The sequence below is a fragment of the Catenibacterium sp. UBA627 genome, from assembly GCF_002299355.1.
GTDB classification, from domain to species: Bacteria; Bacillota_I; Bacilli_A; order Erysipelotrichales; family Coprobacillaceae; genus Catenibacterium; species Catenibacterium mitsuoka.
Genome location: NZ_DBPF01000031.1, coordinates 1 through 1,320 on the forward strand (window position 1 = coordinate 1; position 1,320 = coordinate 1,320).

The following is a 1,320-nucleotide window of genomic DNA, read 5'->3' on the forward strand; positions in this document are numbered from 1 at the left end:
CACTGCCACCTGGTCTAAACGCAATATATTTCCGCGACTAGACGAATATTATTGCGTTTTTATTATATGTGATATTCTTCTTTTATGCAAGAGAAAGGGCTATAACGAATAGATAGTATTTTATCATCTAACCTTTTAATCGGCTTTCAATATCTGATGCACTATATAATACATCTGTTACAATCACATTATCTCCCTGGATTACAAAAAAGACAGAGTAATTGTCTACCAACAATCTTCTCATCTCTTTGCTTCGTTCCGGCTCTGATTCCATAATACAGATTCTCTCAGCCATAGTATCCAATGTCAAAATAGCGTCCGCAATTCGGTTATATTGATCCATCGCATTTTCCGGTGCCTGAAGAACATAAGCGATATGATTATACAACTGCTCCATATCAGCCAATGCTTCATTTGTAATCTCAACCGTATAGTGTTTCATATCAATGATTCTCCCTGAATTTTGCGAATGCTTCCGTTGCATTTTGCACTCTTCCTGCAGCTATATCATTGTAACCTTTTTCCAATTTCTGATGAATTTCTTCTGTTGTCATGCCATCTGCATGAATCGATACTGGTGCTTTTGGTAAAGAAACAGAAAATGGAATTCCACCTGTAAGAGAAATTTGATTCAAATACATATCAATCGCTGTTGACATAGGAACACCTAACTGAGACAATACTTTTTCTGCCCTCTCTTTGACGGCTGGGTTTACTCTTAAGTTTAATGTTGCTGATTTTCCCATAATCACACCTCCTTGCTTCTTATATTGTAACGCTTTTGTCGTTACAATTCAACTGCTATTTCTCACATGTATCTACTTTACAATTGAGGAATCTATAATCTTGTATTTTAGTCATTTTCATTCCTTTACAAAATGTATTTTTTTGTTTTACTCCGTCTGATTCTTTACTCTTTTTATTATTGATATCTACAGCTGGAGTTACATCAGATGAGGATATTTTTCTATAAGAAACAATTGTTCCACCTGATAATTATGCAATAGTTAGCTTTCAAACAAAAAAAACATATACCCAATCGGATATATGGTCCTATGTCTTATGTTCCGTTTGGGCTTTAGTTCTAAAGGGCAATGTAACTACATTAGTCTATGCCTTAACGACATAGACTGTTCAAACCAGCGAATGATGTCTCCATCATTTTGCGGCAGCAGTCCGTATCCCCGAAGTAACCGCACTTAACGATTTCATATATATGTAAAATACCTACTACTCATCTACAATAGACAAAATATACAGCTATGACAAAATGAATGGTGCCGACTGCAGGAATCGAACCTGTGACCTACGCGTTACGAG

2 protein-coding genes and 1 riboswitch are annotated in these 1,320 nt (G+C 36.0%); both genes read right to left on the minus strand.

Going from position 1 to position 1,320, the window contains the following annotated elements:
- Window positions 1-127: 127 nt before the first annotated feature.
- Window positions 128-442 (minus strand): type II toxin-antitoxin system RelE/ParE family toxin, encoded by a 315-nt coding sequence (locus B2S90_RS01830; RefSeq protein WP_187012921.1) that lies wholly within the window; start codon window positions 440-442, stop codon window positions 128-130.
- 1 nt (window position 443) lies between these two features.
- Window positions 444-746, minus strand: a complete 303-nt coding sequence (locus tag B2S90_RS01835; RefSeq protein ID WP_195920847.1) for a type II toxin-antitoxin system RelB/DinJ family antitoxin — start codon at window positions 744-746, stop codon at window positions 444-446.
- Between the two features lie 312 nt (window positions 747-1,058).
- A riboswitch (M-box (ykoK) riboswitch) is annotated at window positions 1,059-1,214 on the minus strand.
- Window positions 1,215-1,320 lie beyond the last annotated feature (106 nt).